The 21774-nt window shown below is 53.0% G+C and carries 23 protein-coding genes, 1 tRNA gene and 1 pseudogene; 4 read left to right on the plus strand and 21 right to left on the minus strand.

Features of this window, described 5'->3' with window-relative positions; translation table 11 throughout:
* Positions 1–12: 12 nt before the first annotated feature.
* The 15 genes from FHT77_RS06645 to rfbA all read right to left on the minus strand — a co-directional run bounded on the left by FHT77_RS06645 (position 13) and on the right by rfbA (position 13919).
* A complete protein-coding gene (locus FHT77_RS06645; protein WP_183753579.1) occupies positions 13–1575 on the minus strand; it encodes an amino acid adenylation domain-containing protein in 1563 nt (520 codons plus the stop codon).
* A 14-nt stretch (positions 1576–1589) separates the two neighbouring features.
* On the minus strand, positions 1590–2375 hold the full coding sequence (locus FHT77_RS06650) for a GNAT family N-acetyltransferase (RefSeq protein ID WP_183753581.1): 786 nt from the start codon (positions 2373–2375) through the stop codon (positions 1590–1592).
* A 1-nt stretch (position 2376) separates the two neighbouring features.
* Positions 2377–3117, minus strand: coding sequence for an SDR family NAD(P)-dependent oxidoreductase (locus FHT77_RS06655; protein ID WP_183753583.1), 741 nt, complete (start codon positions 3115–3117; stop codon positions 2377–2379).
* Positions 3107–3346 carry an acyl carrier protein gene (locus FHT77_RS06660; RefSeq protein ID WP_183753585.1) on the minus strand — a complete coding sequence of 80 codons (240 nt, stop codon included), beginning with the start codon at positions 3344–3346 and terminating at the stop codon, positions 3107–3109. Before FHT77_RS06660 ends, FHT77_RS06655 begins: the two co-directional genes overlap by 11 nt.
* 2 nt (positions 3347–3348) lie before the next feature.
* Entirely contained in the window at positions 3349–4020 is a 672-nt protein-coding gene (locus FHT77_RS06665; protein WP_183753587.1) for an acetyltransferase, read from the minus strand.
* A complete protein-coding gene (locus tag FHT77_RS06670) occupies positions 4017–4976 on the minus strand; it encodes a hypothetical protein (RefSeq protein ID WP_183753590.1) in 960 nt (319 codons plus the stop codon). The genes FHT77_RS06665 and FHT77_RS06670 overlap by 4 nt, the downstream gene beginning before the upstream one ends.
* Before the next feature lie 12 nt (positions 4977–4988).
* Positions 4989–5957 (minus strand): class I SAM-dependent methyltransferase, encoded by a 969-nt coding sequence (locus tag FHT77_RS06675; RefSeq protein ID WP_183753592.1) that lies wholly within the window; start codon positions 5955–5957, stop codon positions 4989–4991.
* A gap of 2 nt (positions 5958–5959) precedes the next feature.
* Complete coding sequence (locus tag FHT77_RS06680) at positions 5960–6664, minus strand: class I SAM-dependent methyltransferase (RefSeq protein WP_183753595.1); 705 nt, start codon at positions 6662–6664, stop codon at positions 5960–5962.
* Positions 6639–7574 carry a glycosyltransferase family 2 protein gene (locus tag FHT77_RS06685; protein ID WP_183753597.1) on the minus strand — a complete coding sequence of 312 codons (936 nt, stop codon included), beginning with the start codon at positions 7572–7574 and terminating at the stop codon, positions 6639–6641. The genes FHT77_RS06680 and FHT77_RS06685 overlap by 26 nt, the downstream gene beginning before the upstream one ends.
* Before the next feature lie 109 nt (positions 7575–7683).
* Positions 7684–8379, minus strand: a complete 696-nt coding sequence (locus tag FHT77_RS06690; protein ID WP_183753599.1) for a WbqC family protein — start codon at positions 8377–8379, stop codon at positions 7684–7686.
* A gap of 267 nt (positions 8380–8646) precedes the next feature.
* On the minus strand, positions 8647–10107 hold the full coding sequence (locus tag FHT77_RS06695) for a hypothetical protein (RefSeq protein WP_210280770.1): 1461 nt from the start codon (positions 10105–10107) through the stop codon (positions 8647–8649).
* 399 nt (positions 10108–10506) lie between these two features.
* Positions 10507–11397, minus strand: coding sequence for a dTDP-4-dehydrorhamnose reductase (gene rfbD, locus FHT77_RS06700; RefSeq protein ID WP_183753601.1), 891 nt, complete (start codon positions 11395–11397; stop codon positions 10507–10509).
* Positions 11394–12476 carry a dTDP-glucose 4,6-dehydratase gene (gene rfbB / locus FHT77_RS06705; protein WP_183753603.1) on the minus strand — a complete coding sequence of 361 codons (1083 nt, stop codon included), beginning with the start codon at positions 12474–12476 and terminating at the stop codon, positions 11394–11396. Before rfbB ends, rfbD begins: the two co-directional genes overlap by 4 nt.
* A gap of 13 nt (positions 12477–12489) precedes the next feature.
* Positions 12490–13041, minus strand: coding sequence for a dTDP-4-dehydrorhamnose 3,5-epimerase (rfbC, locus tag FHT77_RS06710; protein ID WP_183753605.1), 552 nt, complete (start codon positions 13039–13041; stop codon positions 12490–12492).
* Entirely contained in the window at positions 13041–13919 is an 879-nt protein-coding gene (rfbA, locus tag FHT77_RS06715; protein WP_183753607.1) for a glucose-1-phosphate thymidylyltransferase RfbA, read from the minus strand. Before rfbA ends, rfbC begins: the two co-directional genes overlap by 1 nt.
* A gap of 97 nt (positions 13920–14016) precedes the next feature.
* Between rfbA and FHT77_RS06720 the strand changes: the two genes are divergently transcribed.
* On the plus strand, positions 14017–14958 hold the full coding sequence (locus FHT77_RS06720; RefSeq protein ID WP_246719672.1) for a glycosyltransferase family 2 protein: 942 nt from the start codon (positions 14017–14019) through the stop codon (positions 14956–14958).
* Position 14959: 1 nt separating this feature from the next.
* Positions 14960–15793, plus strand: a complete 834-nt coding sequence (locus FHT77_RS06725; protein ID WP_312859732.1) for a glycosyltransferase — start codon at positions 14960–14962, stop codon at positions 15791–15793.
* Between the two features lie 235 nt (positions 15794–16028).
* Here FHT77_RS06725 and FHT77_RS06730 read toward each other — a convergent pair whose 3' ends face one another.
* The gene (locus FHT77_RS06730) at positions 16029–17039 is read right to left on the minus strand and encodes a glycosyltransferase family 2 protein (protein ID WP_183753610.1); all 1011 of its coding nucleotides are present in this window, start codon (positions 17037–17039) and stop codon (positions 16029–16031) included.
* 212 nt (positions 17040–17251) lie between these two features.
* Here FHT77_RS06730 and FHT77_RS06735 point away from each other — a divergent pair, with 212 nt between their 5' ends.
* Both FHT77_RS06735 and FHT77_RS06740 read left to right on the plus strand, forming a co-directional pair.
* Complete coding sequence (locus FHT77_RS06735; protein WP_183753612.1) at positions 17252–18640, plus strand: hypothetical protein; 1389 nt, start codon at positions 17252–17254, stop codon at positions 18638–18640.
* Between the two features lie 97 nt (positions 18641–18737).
* Positions 18738–18812: pseudogene (locus FHT77_RS06740) on the plus strand (integrase core domain-containing protein); the annotation flags it as partial.
* A 15-nt stretch (positions 18813–18827) separates the two neighbouring features.
* Here the strand turns inward: FHT77_RS06740 and FHT77_RS06745 are convergent.
* The 5 genes from FHT77_RS06745 to FHT77_RS31125 form a co-directional block, all read right to left on the minus strand.
* The gene (locus FHT77_RS06745) at positions 18828–19058 is read right to left on the minus strand and encodes a DUF6538 domain-containing protein (RefSeq protein WP_183753613.1); all 231 of its coding nucleotides are present in this window, start codon (positions 19056–19058) and stop codon (positions 18828–18830) included.
* A gap of 90 nt (positions 19059–19148) precedes the next feature.
* Positions 19149–19224 (minus strand) — tRNA-Val (locus FHT77_RS06750).
* 197 nt (positions 19225–19421) lie between these two features.
* Positions 19422–20537 carry a tyrosine-type recombinase/integrase gene (locus tag FHT77_RS06755; RefSeq protein ID WP_183753615.1) on the minus strand — a complete coding sequence of 372 codons (1116 nt, stop codon included), beginning with the start codon at positions 20535–20537 and terminating at the stop codon, positions 19422–19424.
* 191 nt (positions 20538–20728) lie between these two features.
* Positions 20729–21187 carry a helix-turn-helix domain-containing protein gene (locus FHT77_RS06760; RefSeq protein ID WP_183753617.1) on the minus strand — a complete coding sequence of 153 codons (459 nt, stop codon included), beginning with the start codon at positions 21185–21187 and terminating at the stop codon, positions 20729–20731.
* Positions 21184–21588, minus strand: a complete 405-nt coding sequence (locus tag FHT77_RS31125; protein WP_210280772.1) for an AlpA family transcriptional regulator — start codon at positions 21586–21588, stop codon at positions 21184–21186. Before FHT77_RS31125 ends, FHT77_RS06760 begins: the two co-directional genes overlap by 4 nt.
* Between the last annotated feature and the right edge of the window lie 186 nt (positions 21589–21774).

Below are 21774 nucleotides of genomic sequence, written 5' to 3' on the forward strand. Positions count from 1 at the left end.
AACAATAAACCCCTATTTGGCGACAAGGGCGCGAAGCTGATGTCGATCGACCTTACCGTTGGGGTTCTTAGGCAAATCCCTCATGATAATCACGCTGCTGGGGATCATGTAATTGGGTAAGAACTCTGAAAGAGCGCCCAATAAGATCTTTTCATCAAGCTCAAACGAGCTGGCAACGAAACCGATAAGCTTCCCATAAGCGCTATTGGTGCGATGATATACGACCGCGGCTTGATTGACCTTGGCAAGCTTGCTCAAGGCCTGCTCGATCTCTTCCAGCTCGATCCGATACCCCATGTGTTTTATCTGGTTATCTTTTCTACCGACGAAAAATAGCGTCCCGTGCTCCGAACGCACCAGATCGCCCGTTCGATACATACGCTTCATAAAGCGACCGGGCTCCGTGATTGTTATGAATGAGGCTACGCTGCGCTCTAGGTCATTAAAATATCCTGCTGCAACATTGGGTCCAATCAAGCAAAGCTCACCTTCAACGGCATCTCTATCGCCCTCATCAAGGATGCGGTAGTCGAAATTCTGGTTGAGCTGGCCCAGGGGAGGTAACCCCTGCAATTCAGCAAAATCTTTCTCACTCAAATCGTATGCGCTACAAATACACGTGCATTCCGTTGGTCCATAGACGTTTACAAGCGTAGCCTGCTCGGAGAACAACGAATGTAGCTTTTTCAACTCCACCTTCGGGTAACCCTCTCCTCCAAATACGATGTGCTTCAGTGTCGACAAAATCTGGGGATTCATCGCCTTCATTGCCATAAGGTAGATAAGCAACGAGGGAACCGAAAACCATATCGTGCATCTCATCTGGCCGATATATGCGACGAGATCATAAGGCTTGGTCATCAAGTCGCGATTGACTGGGCTCAGCGACGCACCGGAAAACAGTGCAACATAAAAATCGAAGACCGAATTATCGAAATACATCGGGCTCAGATTGGCGAAATTGTCCTCTTCGGTAATTTTGAAACGCGACTGTCCCCAGGCAATGAAATGAAGGACATTTTGGTGGGTAACCGCAACGCCCTTTGGCGTGCCAGTCGAGCCCGACGTAAACATGATGTAAGCGATTGAGGCACCGTCAACCTTAGTCACGAGATCAAGCTGTCGAGCCAAATCGGTGGCGGAAACCTCCGGCAGCGTTTCGTAGGAGAGAGAAACAAGCGCGCAATCGCCTGCCTCTGCCAGTTGGGTCATGGCCGCAGCGCCTTCTGCATCGTCGTAAAAAACGGCTTTGGCGCCGCTAACTTCAAGAATGCGCGAATTCCGTGCCAGCGGCGATGCAATATCGACGTTCACATAGACGATCCCGATTTTGATGGCGGCGAGCATCAAGGCATAGGAAAGCGGTTGTTTGTTGTGGCCAATGGCGATGACGTCACCTGGGCGCAGTCCGTTATCGAGCAAGGCTTTCGCGAGCTTCTCGGTCCAACTCTGAAGCTCTGAATACGAATGTTCAATGCTAGCGTATCGCAACGCGGGAAGCTGCGCATGTGCCCTTACAACTTCAGAAAAGAGCATCCCGAGATTATAGTAGTATTTGCCCATGAGGTTTGACATCGAACCTCTTTTCCTTATCTGGCGATCGTGAAAAACGGATAGGGAGGTTGTATTGCCGTAAAGCCAACCGATGCAGCCAGCGCCATCGACCCAGTATTGTTTGTGAAACAATCCCACAATGGCATGCACGAACTGTCAAAGCATCGGTCGACGAAATTTGTCACTGCGACACGCCCAAGGCCGAGCCCCCGATACTGCGGAAGCGTTAGTACGTCGATCTCTGCTCTACGGTCTACCTCAGCAGCAGCATAACATACTGACGCGGGCTCCCCCTTGTAGCGCACGACAATTGCATGCGCATGCTCGATGAAATCCGCTGGCGTCCGCCAGAACCGGCAGGCGAGCTGGAAGGCATTCTCTATCAGACCGAAGTCAAGAGAATTCGCTTCTGATATCACAACATCTGGAACCGCAGGTTGCGCCTTGGCATTTCGATACTGGGGGCTGTCCGGCGAAATGGTGAAACGCTGCCGCCATGATCGCAGAATATCGTAACCCTCAACCAACAGAAAATTAGGAAGATAGGGTGCATAGAGCCGGACCTTAACTGGTGTGAACTGCTTGTTGAACAGTAAATACCCTTCAAGCTCCTCTTCGAACCGATCTACCTTCGTGCCAATGATTTGCGCAAATCCAAACGAGTGTTCCACGTAAATCTGCGTGGGCCGCAGGTCATCGTCAGCGAAGACAACTCCGTCCTGGGTCCCTAACAAAACCGCACCGATTAAAGGATAGAAAAATTCACTTGCGCGGTATGTTTGATACACCACAGCACGGGCGGCGGCCGACAGAAGCATCATGCTAAATGGTCACCCCTCCATTAACGTCCAATATCGCGCCATTGAGAAAGTCATTCGATATAGCAGCTGCTACGGCTTGCGCTATCTCTTCGGCCCGACCTAAGCGACGAAGTGGCGTTTCGGCCTCGATATGCTTGATAATTGCTTCATTCAGCGCCGTTCGCGTCGAAGATGTATCCACGAAGCCTGGAGCGACAGCGTTGCAACGAATTCCGAATCGCCCCAGCTCCTTAGCCCACGTCACTGTCATAGCGTTCACGCCAGCTTTTGCAGCAGAGTAAGCCGTTTGTCCCTCGTTGCCACGTGCGCTTATCGAGCTGATATTGATGACTACGCCCTTTGTTCGACGCAGCACCATCTGCTCTACAACGGCAGACGTCATTATAAAAACCGAGTCGAGATTTACCAAAAGGTTCTGCCGGAAGCGATCGTATCCATGCATCATGCCGACCGGATTCATCAAATTAACCATCGGCTCGCTGTAAATCACACCGGCATTGTTTACGAGGACATCGATTCGACCGTATGCTTCAACCAAAGATTGAGCTGCCGATTTTGCGTCGTCGGGCCGCGTCACATCGAGAATACGTCGGTCAAAAATATCAGGTAGGGCGTTCAATGCCGCGGTATCGATATCCGCGATCACAACGCGCCCGCCTTGGGCTTGCAGGTTATGCGCAATCGCTAAACCTAGCCCTTTCGAGCCTCCGGTAACCAGCGACACTGCGCCTTCAAGCTTCAATGGTCACTCCTTTGGCCTTCAGTACGCGATTGATCTTTTCCACTGACGTCATCGTGATGATATCAGCGATCTCAAGTTCGACGTTAAATTCCCTCTCAAGGGAGACAACCAAGTCCATTTGCTTCAGAGAATCCCAGCTCCCAACGTCGTCCTTTGTCAGGTGCGGAACAATCTCTTCCCGCCGCAGGCCGAAAACGTCGGCCAGCAAGGTAACCAGTCTATCGTTCATTCTTATACCCCAAAATACTTCGCATAATCCTGCGACGCGTAACGAATCTGCTCTGCTGATCTCGCCAAATGGACGGTGGATGGCTTCGTGTTCTTCGTGATCAGCGCGCCACCACCAATTACGCAATACTCGCCGATGCTCAGACCATTGGTGATCGTCGCATTTACACCCACAAACGTGTTTCGGCCTATGTCAGCTTTGCCCGAGATCACAGCGCTGGCAGCTATCCAGCAGTTCTCGCCGATGGATGAGTGGTGTGCCAACGTCACATTTCCCCATATCATCGTGTTTGCACCCACGGTTACGCCTGGTTCCACAAGGGCACCCGGCAACACGATAGAGCCTTCACCGAGAGGCACAGCAGTGTAAATCTTTGCGTCCGGATGAAGATAGGTCTCGATTTGGTAACCCATGCCCTTAAGTCTCTGGAACATGGATTCTCGGCCGCGATTCAGGTCATCGTATCCAACAGCTATAACGACCGCCGCATCGCCCGGACGAATTTTGGTTAAAAGTTGGGACAACTTGATCGTCTTGAAGTCGCGGTTATCATCCGAATCGGCAAACTGGTCATCGACCGTCGCGCATAAGACGTTATAGCGATCATCTCGACGCATATAACCGTTGAGGATGTCAGCCGTGACCGCGTTCCCCGCAAGAACGACGTTCTTCATCGCAACTGCTCCATTACCGCCAAGCCAAAGCCCGTTGCTCCATAATTATTGCCGTTATAGAGCATGTACATATGATCGCGATGTTCGAAAACATATGGATAGCATATCATTTGACTATCCCATCCAGATGTCGATACATCGATGCCTGAAATGGCGTCATTTCGTTCCCATTTCAGACCATCGGCAGACGATGCAAACCCGATCCGATAGGTATCGATTTCCTTAGTCGCGCGATGCGCAAACCACATCGCATAAAGGCCTTCACTGTAAAATACGCTGGGGCGACCAAAGGCGTATTCATATTCATCGGCAAAGGGAATGCACATCCCTGGATCGCATACCCAGTCAATGCCATCACTCGATTGAGCGTGGTGAATGCCGTAGTGGTGGTGCCATCCGCTCTCCCGCTTCTCCCATTTAACGCCGGAATTGTACCAAGTGTGCCATACGTCACCATCGATATGAAACGCGGTAGCAGCTGCAAAGAGTGGATTAGTCTTGTCGCGCCCGAGGACCGGGCCTGGAAAATCTTTGACTAGCGTAAGGGCTTTCGGATCCAAGGTCGCCCGCCCTGTATCGCAAATCCAAAGGCCGTCCGGCAGGTTTTGCCAGCCAACATAATAAAGGTGGGTCTGACCTGAGTGCGCAATCAGGCAAACGCTAATTACGCCATCACAGTCGAAATACCCAACTGGACCGGGCGACAGTGCGAGCTTAGGCTCGCCGATCAAAGTCATTTTTCCGTCTGCAACGGATGCATAGCTCAGGAAGACGTGCGAACGACGGTTTGCGTCGCGGCACGTGAATGTCACCACAAAAACGTCATCCTGGAAATGAGTAGCGCAAGGATGCGAGCCATGAGTGAACCCTGGGATGTTGGGTTCAAAAATGAGCCCAGCTTTCTTCCACTCAAACGGCTTTCCAGCCTCGATTTGAGCCCTTATGCTCTTAACCATTCACAGACCGCCTCAAGATTGGACCTCGTCGCGCCCTAACAATTGCTCAATAAATGCTACGCGACTTACGCCTCTCTTTTCCGCCTCCGCATATATGCGAGCCTTCAAAGCCGGATCGATACCTTCCAAAACACCGAAGTAGCGTGTGCGCATTGTCCCGCCACGTCGTCCGATATGAGGGACGTCAATATCGATGTTCGGTTCGGTCTTCGAAACGACATAATCAATCACGTAGAAACAACCACTTAGCTCCCACGACAGATTGACGTTCGTTGCCATCGCCGGCAATGAAGCCAGAGGCGCTTCGTATGCGTAAAGAGGATTGTTGTTGAGCAGAATTTTGCCCACTTCGGTAGACCTAATCCAGGGAGCAATACCCTCGTCGCATATTACGATGCGACCACCGGGTTTCACTACCCGATCCATCTCGGCGATGCCCCTTCCGACATCGGGAAAGAGATTGATGCCCCCAAAATGATATGCGGCATCGAACTGATTATTTTGAAAAGGTAGATTGCTCGCATCGCTGGCAGAAAAAAACACCTCGACATCCGAGTTGCTTAGAGCATTTCCATGTCGTTCGACCGCGGACATCAGCATAGGTAACGCTATATCCTGGGCATAGACAACGCCAGCGTTCAAAACCTCCGCTAGATAAGGTAAATCGTTGCCCGCGCCAGCACCGGTCACGAGAATCGTTTGACCCTTCGCCAACTTCAGGCGTCCGATGAGACTCTTTCTGAGAGTAGCTTCGTCTGTGTGGAAAGTTCGAAAAACCCACCGCAATGCATTGTCATGAATTTCCGCAGCATTTTCAATTGCGTACTCATTTGACCCTTCTTCTTCGCAAGCGAAAACGGGAACCTGGCTGCCGGCAGCGAAAGGATAAAAATGGCCATTCGGGCAGCGCAGCCCTGCAGCCTCCTCGGTAAGCCAAGCTCTGCCGCACGCAACGTCAGTGCAGCAATAGTGAACCGTCATAATTAATCACTACCTTTTTTCTGACAAACTACCCAGAACACCCGTTCAGCGATGCCGTAGTAATCGTTGTCGGCCGAACCGAAAGAGAAATTTTCAAACAACGGCGAAAAATACTCCCCTATGGACGGGGTATCGGAAAACGCCTGAAGTCTGTATTCATTCCGATTTTTATACGGGTCTTTCTTTATCAGCATCGAGCCGTCTGGCAACTGCTCGGCATCTTCAAAGATATAAGAGCGCCGATCGGCCACAGAAGCGACCAAAAAACCTCCTGTCTTTAGGACGCGTGCATATTCTCTCAGATTATCGAACAGCGCATCCCCGTCGTCGCAATAATAGCAGCAATGGCAAGCGAGAATATAGTCGAAGGTTCCGTCTTCGTAGGGAATCGAGCTGTTGCGGCCGACCCGCAAATCAACATGATAACCTAGGTCGTTCATTCGGCCCTGTGTCTGATCGACAATTCCCTGGGTAATTTCTATCCCACTAACATCAAATCCGGCATCGGCAAGTAGCACGGTGTTTCGCCCGTCGCCGAAGCCAACATCGAGCACCCTATCTCCAGCGACGGGCTTTTTGAAGTTAAGTCTTGGGTAACTGGCGAGGAACGTCCTTACTACAAACTCCGTTGGATAGACCTTCCTTGAAGCGCGCTCCGCGTAATGACGCTCGTAGCTTGCGTCAATGCTGCTGCCCTGACTGCCCATAAATATTCCTCACTATCACGTAGGGTCGTTGTTTTGTCTCGGAAAATATCTTTGACAAATAGATTCCGATGATTCCGATAAACGATATAATGGTCCCACCTAGCAGCCATACAGAGACCATGATTGAGGTCCAACCATCCACCGGCTCGGCCGTATACAATCGGTTGACGACAAGAAAAAATGTATAAAATAGTGCACACGTAAGTACAAATACGCCGCAATAAAATATCATTCTAAGAGGAAAATCACTGAACGATGTAACCGCATTAACAAGGTGACTAATCTTTTTAGGCAGGCGATACGTTGTCTCGCTGGTCATGTGTTTCTTGATTGCCTGAGGGCTTTGCTTGAAACCCGTCAATACCCACAAGCAAGAAATGACAGCTTCGCGCTCTTGATACATCAAGAGCGCATTCACATAACGCCTTGTCATCAAGCGGCTAGTAGTGATGTTTTTCGGATGATCGATATTCAACAGCCAATTGAGCATGGCGTAATATAGGTGTCCGCTCCAGCGCTCAACGAAGTCACCCTTTCGGCTTGTCTGGACGCCAAATACCACATCGGAATTCTCTGCGGCCATCTGATCAGCGAATCCAGTCAACCACTCAGGTTCCTCCTCTAAATCACTATCGATTAAGAACACCAAATCACCTCGGGCGTGTTCCAAACCAGCCCTCATCGCTTTGTGATGACCGAAATTTCTCGATAGATCGACCACCACGACATGAGGATCGCTTTCTGTGAGATGAACAGCCATCTGAAGACTATTGTCAGGCGAGCCATCGTTCACCAGCACGATTTCGTAATCGTCGGCCGCAAATTTTTGAGCCGAGCTAGTCGCACGTTGATAGAACTCAGCTAGGTATGGAGCCGATCTATATAGTGTTGCAACTACAGAGAGCTTCATGGGGATGCATTTTCTATAAAGACCACAGGTGCCATCTTTGGTGCTGCATCGCGCCGGTTATACTCCTCGATATAAAGCGCGGCGCGAAGCGTATTTATCACCGAGAGTTTCATTTGTGGACAAACCTCATGAATGCCGGACTGCTCTTTCCACAGTTGAACAACAAGTCGAGAATGCTGACGGCGTGCACGAACTCTCCCCACAATTGGGGGTACTCTGGATAGCCGTGATAGTCAAACCAGGTCAGTTTGAGGCCACGCTCGCTAAATGCGGTCTCATCGATGTAGTCTTTGGCGGCCGGCCCCGAAATGTACTCGGTGCCTCCCGCCTGCGCGCAAAGATCGGCAAGCCGCTCCGATTTTCCCTCGACGAGGTCATAGTCCCAGGAATTTGTGATAAGCGTGGTGATGCCAAGGTATTGGCAGATGCTTTCCAGCAGCTCGCGATTGAGGGGCGACAGGAACCGGTGAGGAGCCCCTAGATAAATAGGCTCGATAAGAGCCGCGATCTCCTCGAAGTAGGGAGCCCTCTTGTAATTCAGGACGAGCGATCTCCAATGTGCAGCGGCCCACTCTCCACCTTCAATTTCCGTTTCCCTGATCGTCTGACTGTACCTGCCCTTGACCTTGACGGGGACGGTCAACCACCCAAGCCCTTGGGGTGTTTTGATCTGATTGCGATTGCGCCAATCGCGCCGCGTGTATTGCATATCATCATACAGAATAAACTCGTCTGCAGCAGCTATCAGGTCGAAATAGCCCTTCCAGGGGATGTAGTTGGATTGAAGGATCGCGACTTTTTTCATTATGGGACACACTTGCCTCTGTAGTTGTCTTAGTCCGCCGTGGGACGCAGGTCGAAATTATCGACAATGTGGGGGCAGCTGAACTACCTGGTTTTCGACAGCGGCGATCATCATGCCCATGGAGCACCAAGTTGAAACCGAAGCGCGGCAAGCTTCTTTTACCCGTTCGATACTCGCGGTCAAAGCCTCCTATCAAAAACGGGTGCAAATCGCCCGCATCGGAGATTTGCGATAGGCAGGCAGCAAGCCGATGAGGTGGTGCTAAAACTAATTCAGATTGACGCAGCAATAGCCCATATCGTTGCTTATTTCCGCCTCTCGAAACTCATTGGGCATCCATTCGCAACGCGCAATGACCCCAGGGCTTCCCAGCTTTTTCAAAAATGGTAGCAGCCGGCCGTTCGTCAAATCGCCGCCATACCCAAACTCAGATACATAGAGCACATGTATAGGCTTTTTCTGTTTGAGGAAGGCAAAGTATGTCATGTGGTCAAGTACCAGATTTTCAGAGGTTGCGGGGGAAAGCCCGCATGAGGCACCGAGGCTTGTGATGGACTGTAGGTGTGATTGTGTGTCGAACACAGGAATGGACAGAGGCTGACCGGGAAGGCTTGCCTTTTGGGAGGATGAATTTTCCATCACCGATGGCGTGACCAATGACAGGAGCGTTGCCATCGAGAAAATTGAAAACATCAAGATGGCGGAATAGCAGCCGGTAGCCATCCTCCCGTAGAGTTTCTGGACGGGCAAGGAATGCATCAGCAGGGCAGTCAGAATTACCGAGATGGGAACGAACTGGGTTCCAGCGTAGAAGTTCTGGATGTTGAAAAACAGTGCGTTCAGAATATCGGCGGAGGCCAGCAATGCAGCCAGGAGGGTGGGAGCGGCGAGCTTTCTCTTTGTCACTTGGATGAGAAACAGCACGAGACTGGCAAGATGCGAACCTGCAACAAAGGCATAAAGTGAATATCTAATTCCTAGGTTCAAAATGAACAGGAAGCTGGTATTTCCCTCGATAGGGGGGAGCCAACCTGACTGAAAGACCGCGTTGAACGTCAAATGCGACAGCAGCCGATCCGGGAAGTTTGCAATATTGCTGAGCGCGGCTTGAATGAACTCACCTGGTGCGGAGAAAAGCCTCCCGGGGAGTAGCGTATTCGCGGCCAACACGCTTTGAATTACTGGCGCATCTGTACAGGCGGCAATGGCTCCTGATTCATGAAGCACCTGAGCAAATAAGAGAACCGCGTATGCGAGAAGCGCAAAGCGAACTGCCCTATGATAAGTTTCGGTCGCCAGCCATAGGGCCACGAGAGAAAAAGGAAGGAAAAACAAGCTTTTTGGGTGTACATAAAAGAAACAGGAAATTACTAGTGATAGGAAAATCGCCCCTGCGCACTGAACCGTTAAGGATTTCTCTCCTTTGAAACAGAGTGCAGTGACGCAAAGTATCAAGATAGGCAAAGTCATAAATTGCTCTGGGCGGGACAGAGCAAATAAGTACGGAACTACACCCAGCGCCGACAATGCGACTAAGCCGGCAAACTGGCGCACTGCGGATGTGATGGCCCCCGTTTGCTTAAAACACCAAATTAAAAGCAACGAAAACCAGGCGGAGGAAAGAATAATTCCGCTTAGTCGTATCCCGAGCGGCCCAAGATCAGCATATACCGTCGAGACTAACATTGCGGCGGGATAGAAGACCCAGGAGACAACGCGGTCAGACATTGTCAAGCACTGCGGATACAATGAAAGCAGATGTCGATCTTCAAGAAAAAATCTTGATGTGCTCCATTTCGTAACCACCTCGTCGGAGTAGATGGGAACGAAAGTTCCGCTCAGAAGTACGAAAAAAAACAATGCGATAACTACGACAGGGAGTCCCTTTGATGCTGTGGCGGTGATTGTCGCAACTCGTGTGTCTTGCATCTTCGGAGGGTCTTCTTGTACCGAGTAATTTTACAAAAATAAGTTGGACGAAGGCTCTTCCATTTGAGCACTTGCGTCTGCATTCGCAATTGAAATTGCTTTCAAAGTGAACAGCTGACATTCGCCTTTTATGTGCCTACTAATGCAGTTCAAATCGCGAGACCTGAGGGCGGTGGCGCCGCCCGCTCGCAAACACCATCAAACATCGAGAGATACAAGCCTGTTGACAGTGCTTGCACTTGAATCTTCCCAATTGGGCGCTCGCCAGCCGAAAACGCGGGAGAAGTGTTCAGTCGACAAACGGGAATTTGCCGGGCGGCGAGCCTTTGTAGGAAATTCCGAGCTCACAATTTCCTTGATCTGAGCACTAGGGCCGCGGTACTTCCGTGCGCAGGAAGTGATGTGGCGAGCAAAGCCGCTCCAATTTGTGTCGCCCGTACCGGCAAGGTGATAAATTCCATATTGGCTGAAATTGGGCGTCTGGTTAAGGGCGTTCGCGACGTGGAGTATCGCATCCGCGATGTCCAATGCCGATGTCGGATTGCCCCACTGATCAGCCACAACCGATATCTCATTTCGTGTTTCGGCTAGGCGCAGCATCGTCTTCAGGAAGTTCTTTCCAAACGGGCTATAAACCCACGCCGTTCGAAATATTAGATGCTTGGGATTGGCCGCCGCGACCAATCGCTCGCCCTCGAGCTTTGTCGCTCCGTACACACTTTGCGGACCGGTCGGGTCCGATTCCACATAAGGCCTCGCAGCCTCTCCGGAAAACACATAGTCAGTGGAGATATGTATGACCGGCACGCCAATAGCCGCAGCCGCGGCCGACACTGCTTCTGCACCAAGTGCGTTGACGGCACGCGCTTTATCTGGTTCGTCCTCCGCCTGGTCCACCGCAGTATAGGCCGCTGCAGAAACAATCAGATCCGGTCGGGCGGCACTTACCAACGCATCAATACCCTCGGGATGTTCGAGATCCAGATCTGGTCGACCAACAGCGATAATGCTGGATCCGGGATGGGATGCGCTTCTTTCGACTAGGCTTTGAACGACCTGTCCCTGGCGCCCGGTGACGAGGATCTTCACCTAACATCCTTTCGCGCTTGGGTATCCCGCTCTCCCAGTCGCTCGCCAGCATATTTGCCGTCACGAATGGGTCTCCACCACCAGGAATTGTCCAGATACCACTGAACAGTCTTTGTCAAACCGGTCTCAAACGATTCGACCGGAGCCCAACCCAACTCACGATCAATCTTGGAGGCGTCGATTGCATAACGTCGGTCATGTCCCGGACGATCGGTGACAAAGGTGATAAGGTTGCGATAAGGCATTCCGTTTGCCCTTGGCCGCTTCTCGTCGAGAATGTCGCAGATTGTCTGGACAACAGACAGGTTAGTTCGCTCAGAGCGGCCACCAATGTTGTAACTTTCCCCGACGACACCTCTCGTTGCTACCGTCGCCAGCGCGCGAGCATGATCCTCGACATATAGCCAATCGCGTACGTTTGCTCCTGCGCCATAGACCGGCAGCGGTTTCTCGTCGAGCGCATTCAGTATGACGAGAGGTATAAGCTTCTCAGGAAAATGGAAGGGACCGTAGTTGTTCGAACAATTGGATAGGACGACGGGTAACCCGTAGGTTTCATGCCATGCCCTTACGAGATGGTCGGACGCCGCTTTAGACGCCGAGTAGGGGGAAGACGGCTTGTAGGGCGTCTCTTCAGTAAATATGCCGCTGTCGAATGGAAGATCTCCGAATACTTCGTCCGTCGAAATGTGATGGAACCGGAAACTCTCTTTCCGCCCAACTCCAAGCTCACGCCAATAGGTGAGCGCGGCGTTGAGTAATCGGTAGGTCCCCACGATATTCGTTTCGATGAAAACGGCCGGTCCATCAATAGAGCGGTCTACGTGGCTTTCGGCAGCAAGATGCATGACGACATCTATATTCTCGTTGCGCAGAATATCGATGATCGTAGCCTCATCCCCAATATCGGCCTGTACGAAACGGTAGTTCGGGAGGTTCTCGATCTGTCGGAGAGATTGCAAGTTGCCAGCATATGTGAGTTTGTCGACGTTAATGACTCGATTGGCCGAGTCGCGAACCAAGTGCCGGCAGACTGCTGATCCAATAAAGCCGGCACCGCCGGTAACGAGGATATTCATGAAGGCGCCTCCCTTATTCAAAAACGTCTGAGTCCGCCAACGTTGGTGCCATTTTGTCTTTGTCGGAAAGCTGAACGATCGATGAGGGGAATGGCCACTCTATGCCGATAGCAGGATCGTCGAACCGAATGGAACGATCGTGTTCCGGTGAATAATAGTCAGTCACTTTGTAAATGACCTCTGTATTCTCCTCCAAGGTCACGAACCCGTGGGCAAAGCCCTTCGGCACTAGAACCTGGTTCCATTCGGCGGCCGAAACGACCAAAGAATTCCATTTGCCGAAAGTCGGCGAACTCTTCCTGATGTCGACTGCAACATCGAGAATCGCGCCCCTGGTGACACGGACGAGTTTATCTTGGGCTCGCGGAGCCACTTGGTAGTGCAATCCACGAACGACGCCTTTCGCCGCGGAGAAAGAGTGGTTGTCTTGGACGAAGGTGAGGGAGATACCGGCTGCCGCGAAACGTTCGGCATTGTAAGTTTCCGAGAAGAAGCCACGCGCATCTCCGAATTTTTTCGGGCGTATTTCAAGAACGCCCTCAAGGCCCAACGGTATGACTTCCATTACTCGTTTCCTAGTTCCTGCGCTCTGCGCTTCAGATAGCTTGCATATTCCGTCTTGCCCATCCGGGCCGCACGATCCAGCACTTTGTCGACTGATATCCAGCCATTATCCAGCCCTATCTCCTCCGGACACGCGATCTTAATTCCCTGGCGATGTTCGATGGTGCGGACGAAAGACGAAGCATCATGCAAGCTGTCGTGCGTTCCAGTATCAAGCCACGCATAGCCACGTCCCAGTTGCTGCACACTCAACTCTCCGCGCTCAAGGTAGATATTGTTGACGGTGGTGATCTCCAACTCCCCGCGGGCCGACGGCTTTATGGAGGAGGCAATATCCACAACGTCGTTGTCATAGAAGTAGAGGCCCGTGACGGCCCAGTTGGACTTGGGTTCTTCTGGCTTCTCCTCTATCGAAAGCGCTCTGCCGGTTTTGTCGAACTCGACGACACCATACCGATTGGGATCGTCCACATGGTAAGCGAATACGACACCGCCCTTATCGAGTTTGGCAGCTCGCTTGCAGATATCCGGTAGGCCGCTCCCGAAGTAGATGTTGTCGCCGAGGATCATGGCAACGCTGTCGTCACCGATAAAGTCCCGTCCGATAATAAACGCTTCGGCGAGTCCATTGGGCTGAGCCTGCTCAGCGTAGCTGAATTTTACGCCGAACTCAGTTCCGTCCCCGAGAAGCTTCTGAAAGATGGGTAGATCATGCGGCGTTGAAATCACCAGAATTTCACGAATTCCGGCGAGCATGAGAACGCTCAGCGGGTAGTAGATCATCGGCTTGTCGTAGATAGGGAGGATCTGCTTGGAAACCGCGATCGTCAGAGGATACAGTCTCGTGCCGCTGCCCCCAGCTAAAATAATGCCCTTCATCTCGATCGAACCCCCACCAACATAGATTGCGGACGATGCTTCTCGCTGCAATTATTCTGCCTTCAAGCACGTAGTTGGTTTCACCGCTGGGATCAATATGCTACCGACGCCGGACGAGATGATAACCCCCCAAGGTGGTATGCAAAGTTCTTCCAGCCCGTCAAAAATCACCGGCGTGATTGTCAGTTACAATCCCGATACGAACGCATTGAGGCAGTTGGCGACAGCGGTTGCACCACAATTGGATCAGCTATTGGTGGTCGACAATGGCTCTTGTGCCGACGTCGGACTTGGCGACGCCATGCCTGCCGACATCATACGGCTCGACAACAACTACGGGATTGCGCGAGCCCAGAATATTGGCATCGAGAAAGCTCGGGCCAATGGCGCAGACTATGTGCTCCTGCTCGACCAGGATAGCGTTCCCGCGCCAGATATGGTCGCGACTCTTCTCGCTGCAATCTTAGTCAAGGAAGCGGAGGGTTCAAAGGTTGCCTGTGCAGGACCTCGTTATACCGACAGTCGCAAGTTGGATGCCGCGCCATTTGTCAGGCTTGAGGGGCTTCGGCTGAAACGGCAAACATGCGAGCGCCCAGCGGCAATCATCGATGTCGACTTTCTTATCGCGTCCGGATGTCTCATCCCTCTTTCCACGATCGAAGCGGTGGGCGATATGGTTGAGGAAATGTTCATTGACTACGTCGACATTGAATGGGGTCTGCGGGCCAAGGCCAAGGGATACCGCTCCTACGGAGTTTGCGGGGCTTTTATGGAACATGCGCTAGGCGATGAGTCGATCGCGTTCGGCAAGCGCCACGTCCCCGTTCACAGCCCACTTCGCCACTACTACCACGTGCGTAATGCAATTTGGTTATGCCGCCAGCCTTGGCTTACAAAGCGTTGGAGGGTCGTGCTCCTGTGGCGGGTGGTATGTCAGTTCGGATTCTTCAGCCTAATGACTGCACCTCGACTTCAACATGCGGGAATGATGACCGTTGGATTGTTCCATGGCATTATAAATCGGATGGGAAAAAAGTAAGGTGAGTGTGCCTGATCAACCACCGGAAGAGCGACTCCGCGAGTCTGCGTCCATTTCCGTCTGTATCGTCACCTACAAACCGCAATGGCCGGTCCTAGAGGCGACGTTGAAAAGTCTCAAGAATGCCCTCGATCTTGCTGCAATTGATGCGAATGTAGTGATAGTGGACAATTCTCCTGTCGATGAGGTCACGCCTTGGGTTCAATCGAGAATGCCGGATTTCCCGCTGATGGTGATTTCCGGACAGGGAAACATCGGCTTCGGCAGAGCCAACAATTTGGCCCTAGCGTGGAAGAGTTCGCTGCATCTCGTGCTTAATCCCGATGTCGAGATGGATTCCGATGCGCTACTGCGAGCGGTGCAGTTCATGTTGTCCAACCCGGCCTGCGGCCTGCTGACTCCTGCCGCATTCTCGCCAGACGGAACCCGTCAATATCTCTGCAAACGCTATCCTGCTGTGTTTGATCTATTTCTCAGAGGATTTGCACCCGCGTTTGCCCGACCGTTCTTTCGCGAGCGGCTGGATCGCTACGAGATGCGCGACCTGATTGACGAGCAACCTGTCTGGGATCCCCCCATAGTCAGCGGATGCTTCATGCTTTTCCGGGGGGACGTTTTTCATGCGCTGGAAGGCTTTGATCCGAGATACATGCTCTATTTCGAAGACTTTGACATCTCGCTACGTGCTTCCGCCATTACCCGGATCGCATACCTTCCTTCGGTCAGAATTGTGCATGGTGGTGGCAATGCTGGCGGGAAGGGTGCCTGGCACATTTGGCAATTCGTTCGTTCAGCCGTGAAGTTTTACTCAACGCACGGCCTCAAGGTCTTCTGAGCCACAACGATCCGTAGATGACGGTCGCCGATTTTGGCAAGATTTTCCCACCGGCAGACTTCTGCCTAGGCCGCGCTTGCTCTGGGAGAGAGCCATACTCGGTTGAGCGGAGCCCATCGACCTAATAACTTGCTTACTATCAGCGCGATGCCCTGCCTATCTCGATACCAGCCGGTTGGCAGAACGATGGCCCGGATAGCCCGGCAGTCGCTCGGCCACAGCGGGCGGCAACTCCTCATAGAGCCCCTCGGCGCGCCACCTCCGCCTCGACGACCGATTGCACCGGGGGAATGGCCTCGCCTGAACCGGTGAAGCCGAAATGCCGGCGAACCAGATACGCAGGACGCTGCTTCGATTCCATATAGATGCGACCGATGTATTCGCCCAGGATTCCCAACCCGATTAACTGGAGGCTGCCCATGAACAGAATGGCGACGAGCAGCGAGGCGTAACCGGGCACATCCACGCCATAGATGAGCGTCTTGAAGATGATGTAGAGCGCGTAGAGCAAGGTGGCCAGCGTCCCGACACTTCCCACCCACGCCATCAGCCTGAGTGGCACGGTGCTGAAACTTGTGATGCCTTCCAGCGCGAAGTTCCAGAGCTTCCAGGCGGAGAACTTGGTCTCGCCTGTCTGGCGCGCAGCGCGCTTGTAGTCGATCACGGCGGTCCTGAATCCGACCCAGGCGAACAAACCCTTCATGAAGCGCTGCCGTTCGGGGAGACGTTTGATCGCAGCCAGGACTGCGCTGTCCATCAAGCGGAAATCGCCGACATTCTCGGGAATCTTGGTGTCGGACATCCGGTTGTGAAACCGGTAGAACATTCCCGCGGTCTTCCGCTTGAAGTACGTGTCCATGGTGCGATCCGCACGCCTCGCCAGCACGACCTCGTAGCCCTCTTCCCATTTTTCGATCATCTTCAAGATGAGTTCTGGGGGATCCTGAAGATCGGCATCGAAAGGAATGGCCGCGTCGCAGTTCGAGAAGTCAATGGCGGCGGTCAACGCAGCCTCTTTTCCAAAGTTTCGGGAGAGCTCGATTACCCGAAAGCGATTGTCCTCCTGCGAGAGCGCGATCAATTGTTCCAACGTATCGTCCTGGCTCCCGTCATCCACGCAAATGACTTCAAAGTCGTATGCCGGGGCTTTCGCCATGACGCCAGCAATTGCATTCCGAAATCGATCGATACCATCCGCTTCGTTATAGAACGGGACAATGATGGATAGGCATTTTTTTCTATTCACAATTCCCTCCAATTAAGCCTCCCACACTCAGACATGCACTGGTCACTGTGTACGCATCACAGCCAGCGGCGCGTTTGTGCTCCTGAAACACGCGACTCGACAACGCACCGTACGCTTCCATCGATCCGGGCAGAGCCGATCGACACTCGTAGCGTTTTGATCACGGCAAACGGCCGGTCGACAACCATCGAACAAAACGATACGGAGGACTTATGAAGATCAGAAACAATCGGCCACATTTTATATTTCTTGCATGCTTTTTTGTTCTCGTATGGTTGGCGACCTATAGCGTTGCCGTCATGAATGGTGACGATGTAGTTCACTATGCGTCGTCGCTGCAGAGCTCAATGCTTCCGAAATTCAGCGGCGGATGGACTCCAAATAGGGTCGTTGACAACTACGGAAGAAGCATCTTCGCCTCGACATTCAATTTTCTGTTCTTTGCCGCGAATGGAGTTTCAAAGGTTAGCTTCTTTAGCTTCTACAAGCTTTTTTCAGCGAGCGTCTTTGCACTCTTCTCCACCGGAGTGCTTGCTTATTTCCTTCGATCATTGCCTTTCGACTCGAGAAACAAGGTTTTTTCATTTGTCTTTTCGCTGATCATTGCAGTTTGCATTTTCAAATTGTTACCCTGGAAGAACCAAGTACATTTTATCTGCTACCAGTTGCCGGCATTCTTGACATTCGTCCTGCTCGGGATGACAGCAGGCATCAAGGATGACGGGGCGAGCATCGAGAAAACCTCGTGCCTGTTGTTGCTGTCCTATGTCTGCTCGTTCTCGCTCGAAGCATTTTCCGCGGCAATTTTCATATTCAACGCAATGCTGCTCGGGTTGCATTTGCACAAGAACGGATGGCAGGTGCCCGCGGTCATGTCGCAGGTCAAAATTGGATCGCGATCGATGATCGCGCTGACCAACATACTCTTCAGCTTGCTCGCTCTTCTCGTCACGATCTTCTTTTCCGAAAGAGCAAGGGTGGTGACCGGTGCGGAGCCCAGCGAAGGGTTCACGTTCGGTCCCGCTTCCAAGCTGGCACCGGTTGGGCTGGCACTTTTTCTTATTGGCGGGAGTGCCATTGCATTGTGGCAGGGGAGAAAAAAGCTGGAAGATGCCGAGCATCGGAGCAGCGTGCTTTTTTGCATTCAGACGGCTCTGGTCGTGCTCGCCGTGACGTTTCTGATCTCTCTGAAGACACGGGTGAACTATCTGGCGATAACAGAATATCCCTGGGGCGACCTCATGCTGGTAGGGAAAATAGCTGTCCTGTATTTATTTGCACTCGTCGTTTCGCGTGTCGCCACCAAGCACCGCACAGTTCAACCTATCCTGACATTACTTCTCGTCGTCTTGTTTTCCAAGTTACAGCAAGGCTCATTTCAGGAGATCGAAAAAGGGAATGCATTTTCACGGCAGGTCGAGGTCGTCTATGCGAGGGCCATGCTGGGCGATAACGCCACGCTCAAGACAGGACTCCAGCTGGACGCAATTCCGATGCAGATCAGACCGCTTCCAACAGCTTCATCGCCGGAGTGGTTCATCAAAGGCTATGAAACGGTGTTCAAGAAATACTATGGGGTGGAGTCGCCGATGTTCGAGTAGGTGCCGCTTGGCCGGTGACGGGCCCACAGTGCAGGGGGACGGCTCGCGATGGTCGTGCCGCAGCGCAGCGCGCCGTTCTGGTGGTCATGGTCTAGCCGCGAAGGATCACAAGGTCGAGTGGCACTATATCGCGCCGGGAAGGCCCATGCAGAACGGATATGTCGAGTCCTTCGGTAATCCCCCGTTTTCAACGGGGCTCTCGGCCCTGCGCGTAGCGCCCTGACTCTCGTTCTTTCAGAACGTCCATCTCCCCGCAAAGGCGTTTGGCCTCTCTGGGATCTTTCGTTCGGAGGGAAACAGAGTAGCGCTCTTTGCCGATATTAGCGATCAGATCCTTGGGAACGCGCTTCACGTAGTAGTAGTAGTAGTAGTAGTAGTAGTAGTAGACGCCGTTCGGGCCTTCGGTAGGATTCGTCATCAAATGCACCATGTACATCACCCGTGTACATGACTCGGGCCTCAGGTAGCCCTTGATACCACTTAGGTTTTTGAAACATAGGGGAAAGAATGGTGGGCGATGAGAGACTCGAACTCCCGACATCCTCGGTGTAAACGAGGCGCTCTACCAACTGAGCTAATCGCCCTCGCGAAATCGGTCCTGTTTGGTCCGCCGCGTCGGTGGCCGTGATTTATGCGGATCGCGGGAAAACCGCAAGAGCGTTTGTGAAGATTTTTTATTTTTTCGGAAGGGCTTTGCAGGCCTCGAACCACTGGGGCCAACCAACCAGAGGCGATGCGCGGTGGCAAATGGCAAATGTCTGCCACCGCGCACTACGGGTGACTATTTCTTGTCCAGCGCCATCTGCAGGATCTTACGAACCATATCCTGGGTATCCAGATCGACCCGCTCGGCAAGATCGCCTATGTCGCGGGCGCCCGGGTTCCGCTGCTTGTCACGCATCTTGCGGAACAGCTCCTGTTTCACGTGAGGCTCGACATCACCATAGTACTTCGACGTCGTGCTCACCTGCTCATGACCGAGGTTCTGGCTGAGCGCCTTCATATCCCGCAAAGAAGAGGCCCACTCATCACAGAGCTTCGCGACTGTGGAGCGGATCGCATGTGGCTTGAAGTAGGGAACACCCGCGGCAGCGGCCGCCTTCCGTAAGACCTGGCGCACGGGGGCAGCCGTGGTAAGGAATTCAAGCTCGATGCTGTGCCGACCGATCCACGGCTTGAATGGCGCCGTGGGAAAGAGAGGGGCATCTTCTCCGGCGTCCATTGCCTTCAACTCCGCGATCCAGTCGATGACAATACGTTCGATATCGTCTCCTATCGGAAACCAGTCGACGATGCTCGTCTTGCTGAACTTCGTCTTCACCTCACGCGCGTCCTGGAACACCTGCTTGCGGTCGATGTCGACATGCTTCAGGCGCAGCGAGATCAGCGCACCATCGCGGACACCAAACAGGAAAAGGGCCGCCAGCATAGCGCGGTCCCTCCGCTGGGCCGGCAAATTTGCCGGCATCTCCCCAAGCATCAACCGCAGCTGCTCTGCACTCGGGACGAACTTCTGCGCCGCGGCTCCAGCGAGCTCGACCAGATGCCGCGGCGAGTTGAAGTGGTTGTAGAGCTGGGCGCTGATCGCCCTCCTGTAGCCGTCCTGACCAGAAAGCCAGGTGAAGAAGGCTTTCAGGTTCCCGAACGTGTGTACGATGGTCGAGGCGGACAATCCCTCCTTGCCGGCTTTGTCTGCCCGGCTGACAAGCTCATCCTTGAAATCCTCGACCATCTTGCGCGTCACTGACCGGAAGTCGACGGATCCGGTGTGCGCCTCAAACTGCCAGATATGGCGCAGGATGTCGTTGACGGTCTTCGGGTGGAAGCCTTTGCCGTGCCTCAGTTCGCCCTGATAGAGGTAGACGATTGAGGCATTATTCTCGATAGATGAAGTCATTTTAGATCTCTAAATTTGATGCGATCGCTTGAGATCGCATGGGTTTGCATTACCAAAGGCGAACCTTCGGTTCGGGACAGGATTTCCGGCTGGCGGCGCTCCATGAGCTTGGTGATGGTCTGGTTGCGGCGACGGCCCCGGAGGCGGGACCGCCGGATTTGCACAAACCTCGATTGGACCGAGGAAACATATTAGTCGGGAGTCTTGCTTCCGGGATCGGTTTCGCGATGCCTCTGGAGCGTCTCCAATTCTTCCCTACAGACGAACCTGTTGGCCCTCACTCCGGTATCCGGGCAAGTTTTGGAGACGCGGAAAATCCTGTCAGTGCGACCGGGAGAAACCGAGACATGTCCCTCAAGCAGTGAATGAGAGCGCTTGCAGCCGAAGCAGTTGACCAAGAACCGACCGAGTGGCTCTCCAGCAGCCTTCAGCCGCCGTCGACTGTGGAAGGCGTTAAGGTCCGAGCCGCGAAACAGACGCAACCCGGCATCAATGAAGGGAAGACCGTCGGCAATCCAGTTTGTGAGCGTATTTCGTGAGATCTCATAGAGCTTGATGACATCGTCGCTCGAATAGAGCTGATGAAGCCTGGCCTTCCGGTCGCTCTGTAGAATACGGCGATTTTTGCGCGGGGCACTGGCGGCGGTCATTGGCTCATCTCCTGGCGCGAAATCTCGAAGGCCAGGATGTCGCTCATGCGCCAGCGGGTCGAACCGGTCAGGATCTTGATCGGTTTGGGGAAGTCCGGATTATGCTTGGTGTGGCGCCAGACGGTCTGGATACTGATGGCATAGCGGCGTGCCACATCCTGGACCGAGAGATAACGCTCGTCTGCCTGAGGCTTTGCCGGCGCAACTGCCTCGCCCTTGAGCCGGAGACCAATGTCTGCCGGAGCCCGGATCTTTGCGAAGAGCATGGCGTCGGGCGCTGCCACAATAGCGGCGCGAGTGGCTCCGGGCGAAGCGGGGGTACGGATCGCTACGTCGCTTGGTGGCGTAGCTTCAACTTTGTCAGGGGAAGAAAACAGTCCCAACTGCGAATCTTTTGACATAGGCGTCCCTTCTTGAGGACACCGCACGTCTTGCGCAGTGGTGGGTTGTTGTGAATGAATCTCAAGTAGCCGAATGTCATAGCAATTGGCAACGGGGGATTCGCATTTTTTTGTGACATGCGAAAAAAACCAGCCCGGATTCTCGTGGCGGGCTGAACGGCGGGCCGACCGAATTCAGATTGAATA

The organism is Rhizobium sp. BK181 (assembly GCF_014193305.1).
Classification (GTDB): Bacteria; Pseudomonadota; Alphaproteobacteria; order Rhizobiales; family Rhizobiaceae; genus Rhizobium.